At 54.5% G+C, this 3,376-nt stretch carries 4 protein-coding genes and 1 pseudogene; 4 read left to right on the top strand and 1 reads right to left on the bottom strand.

Features of this window, described 5'->3' with window-relative positions:
- The 4 genes and pseudogenes from ACWVCN_RS12935 to ACWVCN_RS12920 form a co-directional block, all read left to right on the top strand.
- Positions 1 to 244 (top strand): annotated as a pseudogene (locus ACWVCN_RS12935) (hypothetical protein); the annotation flags it as partial.
- Positions 225 to 869, top strand: coding sequence for a hypothetical protein (locus ACWVCN_RS12930; RefSeq protein ID WP_455246242.1), 645 nt, complete (start codon positions 225 to 227; stop codon positions 867 to 869). The pseudogene ACWVCN_RS12935 and the gene ACWVCN_RS12930, both read left to right, overlap by 20 nt.
- Positions 866 to 1,543 (top strand): TIGR04283 family arsenosugar biosynthesis glycosyltransferase, encoded by a 678-nt coding sequence (locus tag ACWVCN_RS12925; protein ID WP_455246240.1) that lies wholly within the window; start codon positions 866 to 868, stop codon positions 1,541 to 1,543. The genes ACWVCN_RS12930 and ACWVCN_RS12925 overlap by 4 nt, the downstream gene beginning before the upstream one ends.
- Before the next feature lie 101 nt (positions 1,544 to 1,644).
- Positions 1,645 to 2,955 (top strand): CCA tRNA nucleotidyltransferase, encoded by a 1,311-nt coding sequence (locus tag ACWVCN_RS12920; RefSeq protein WP_455246238.1) that lies wholly within the window; start codon positions 1,645 to 1,647, stop codon positions 2,953 to 2,955.
- On the opposite strand, the gene ACWVCN_RS12915 is transcribed toward ACWVCN_RS12920, so the two are convergent.
- A partial coding sequence (locus ACWVCN_RS12915; protein ID WP_455246237.1) for a DUF6573 family protein occupies positions 2,952 to 3,376 on the bottom strand: 425 nt, incomplete at its 5' end. The genes ACWVCN_RS12920 and ACWVCN_RS12915 overlap by 4 nt on opposite strands.

The raw sequence follows: 3,376 nt of genomic DNA, 5'->3' as shown, positions 1-3,376 counted from the left end.
CTCTCGCAATCATTTCGACCGGAAAAACAAGAACGTGCAGCTTTTAATGATCTTCAAGTGGTTCGCCAAGGATTTTGAAGCGGAAGCCGGTTCGCTGCTTGGATACGTGCGACGGTATGTCGCCGATTCTGAGGTTGCGCAAGAACTTCTGTCGATTTCTTATGAGGTCGAGTTTCTCGACTACGACTGGAGTTTGAACGGCATTGCACCACGGGAGTATTCCGATGCTAGTTCGTCCCGATGAAAAGGTCCCGATCGCACGACTACTTACCTTCCTCGAACAGGGGGAGCGCATCGCGAACGAGTGCGCGAGGGCACAGGCCGCATTGGCGGCAGACCGTGGTTCACAACGCTTTCTTCTTAGCCAGTCACGACAAGAGGCGATGCACGCATATGTGTTTCAGGGGGCTATTTTATGGCTGGCACCGAGGCATCTCGGTGATGCTCCGTTTCTGCCCGCGCTCGAAGAATATCGAACGATTTTACAGGATGCGCTGAGTCGGCAAGATCTACTCGAAACCATCTTGGCCGAGCAAGTCATCCTCGAAGGGTTGGGTGAAGCGATTCTGACCAGGATCGAAGAGGGTTTGGCGAAGCGGGCCGCGCCGTTTGGCCGCTTGCGGCGGATACTCCTGCTTCAAGAAGAGGCACATCACGGATTCGGTCGCCGAATTCTTGAACGGGCGATGGCCGAGGGACGAACCGACGCCGAAATGTTGGGTCGTCGCTCGCAAAGATACCTGGCGCTGACGGATCGTATGGTGTTAGATCTCAGCGATTTGTTTGACTCGATCGAGGAAGATCCGGCCGCTTGGGCACAGGATGTCCGAAGATTTCTGCCGCACTGGTTGAAGGCTATCCCTGCATGATTTCAGTCGTCATCCCAGCGTTTAACGAAGAAAAGGCTCTTCCTGTCACGCTTCGCGCTCTCTTCGCGGAGCACGGGGAGTATGAAGTCATCGTGGTCGACGGCGGGAGTACTGACCGCACAACCGACGTTGCTCGATCGTTTTCATCGGTCCGTTTGCTGGCGGCCACGAAAGGCCGCGCATCGCAAATGAACGCCGGAGCGAAAGCTGCATTCGGCGAATGGCTCCTCTTTCTCCATGCTGATACCCTCTTGCCGGTTGGAGCTATTCAACGGTTGAATGAATTGGAGCCGAATGCCACCGTTCAAGCCGGCGGGTTCCTCCATCGGTTCTCCGGTGATGACTGGCGGCTTAAGCTGATTTCTTTCTTGGACAACTTCCGTTGCACGAGGAGCCGGATCATTTATGGTGACCAGGCCCTGTTCGTTCGCCGGAGTCTGTTTAAGAAACTTGGCGGGTTTCCCAATCAGGCAATTCTTGAAGATGTTGCATTCTGTGAAAGGCTGGTTAAGGTAACGCGACCTCTCCTGCTGTCGCCTCCCGTCGTCACCGACGCCCGTAAGTTTGTGCAGGTAGGAATTTGGCGAAGCTTTCTGCGGGTTTTGGCCATTATCCTCCATGTTGAATACCATCTGCCGATTCTCCCACACTCTTTCTTTCGAGATGTCCGGTAGGCATTAATGGAGGCCTTGTTCTGTATTTATCAAAGGAGAAAAGTTTGACATGTGGCTAAATCGCTGTCGCGCCCGTTCAAAGGTTTCTTAGGATGTGTGCTATGAAGGAGAGAAAAAGTGGACTGCCTTTGCTGAACAGGCTCCCTTCTAGGCATTTAACTCTACTCAAACAAATTGGTCGGCTTGCTGATGAACGGGGGATTCCGCTGTATTTAGTGGGTGGGGTTGTGCGCGATCTGTTGCTCAACCGTCCGAATTGGGATCTCGATGTCACAGTTGAGGGGGATGGCCTTGCCTTTGCGCGCATGGTAGCTGATCGATACAAGGCGGGGATTGCGCTGTATGAACGGTTTGCCACAGCCCGTTTGACGTTACCTAATGGACTTAAGCTAGACATTGCGAGCACGCGCCGTGAATCCTATGCACATCCTGCCGCTTTGCCTGAGGTGAGACCCGCATCGCTGAAAGAGGATCTCTATCGGCGTGACTTTACGATGAATGCCCTTGCGATCCAGCTGAATGTACCGCAGTTCGGGCTGTTGCACGATTACTACGGAGGCCTTCGTGATCTAGGTGCTGGCACGATTCGCGTCTTGCACGAACGAAGCTTCGCCGACGACCCCACGCGGGTCTTCCGGGCCATACGGTTTGCCGAAAGGTTCGGATTCCGTCTTGAGTTAAAGACTGCACGGCTGATGAAAGAAGCCGCCGCAGCCGACTTAATCGCACAACTTTCCGGCCCGCGACTGCGAAACGAAATCCTGCTCCTGACCAACGAGGCGCATCCCGATCGGGCGCTTTCGTCATTAGCCCGGTTGAATCTGCTTCGGTTCTTACATCCAGATCTACGCTATGTTCGTTCGGCGAGGCGGTTGGTACGCGCTCTCTCTGGAGCGATCACCTGGTGGACGGCAAGGTGCCGCCAGGTTCCAATCGATCGCCAAGTCGCCTATTTGATGGCGCTGCTTTATGAGGCAACTCCCGAAATTGTCGAATCGGTGGTGTCAAGGCTTATGCTATCGAATGAGCAAGCCAGGAAAGTCCGTTCCGGTGGTATGAGGCTGGAAATTGTGGCTCAATCGTTGGCAGGATCGCGATCCCTCAAGCGGTCGGAAGTCTGTCGCCTGCTGAATGGGTTACCCGATGAAGCGTTATTGTTGTGTCTTGCACGGGTACACGGGCGGAATGCGGCCTCCGCGAGAATGAAACGGCGCATGCTCGAATATCTCACGAAGTTGAGCACAATTAAGCCGTCACTGGATGGGAATGATCTGCTGAAGCTTGGCATGGAGTCAGGGCCAGAGGTTGGGAGGATGCTGGCACAATTACTCGAAGCCAAGCTTAACGGTGTGGTGAAGGGAAAGGCCGGTGAGCGAGCGTTTGTGCGGGCACGTCTTGCCGACGAGACCTAATTCAAGGGGATAATGCCTGCTGCCACCTCGTTCGGCAGCAAGAGCGTCACCATGGCCCGGTTCTGTTCGTCCGGTTGGATTAAGGCGAACAGCGGGATTGGCTGTGGGACGTCGTTCGGTGGAAACGCCAAGAGAGCCGGGAAGTCGATCAACGGAGACACTGTCGGGTGACTTGCTAAACGCAGCCGAAAGGCCATAAGGACATCACGTAAGCGATGAAATTGTTCCTCTTTGCCGATCGAATCGTTCGGTGCAATCCCCACTTCCCATAGAGGTTTTGTCACGGTGATGGGAAAAGCAAAGCCGAGTTGCTTAGCCGTCGTCGTGACGTCGATGAGCGCCCCGCTCGCAATCGCCTGCTTGAATGGAATGGTGGTGGGAGTCGTTTCTTGTTGAATTGAATCCCCTCGTCCCGTATCTG

The sequence above is a fragment of the Petrachloros mirabilis genome (assembly GCF_975968855.1).
This window is presented reverse-complemented; position numbering and strand designations above follow the sequence as displayed.